At 32.5% G+C, this 237-nt stretch carries 1 protein-coding gene; it reads right to left on the bottom strand.

The annotated features are described in order from the left end of the window. Nucleotides 1-237, bottom strand: a 237-nt coding sequence (locus ACWA1B_RS23605) for a hypothetical protein (protein ID WP_456911132.1), incomplete at both ends; no start/stop codon positions are given.

The raw sequence follows: 237 nt of genomic DNA, 5'->3' as shown, positions 1-237 counted from the left end.
GCTTTTCAGAGCTTTTTGATAACTGCGGTTAAATATATAGTTTTCATTACTAAATATTAGTGCAGTGTAGTCATCTGATGAAATTCTCGCCGTAAAGTCACTCCCAGATTGGATTATAGAAGTTGGCTTAATTATTATACTTTCAGTTGCAATAAGAACTTGTGGACCACTGCTTGATGTAATTGTATAATCTGTTTTTTCTATAGTTTTAGGAGTTTGAGCATAAAATGCATTACC

It is taken from the genome of Flavobacterium xizangense (genome assembly GCF_054075145.1).
This window is presented reverse-complemented; position numbering and strand designations above follow the sequence as displayed.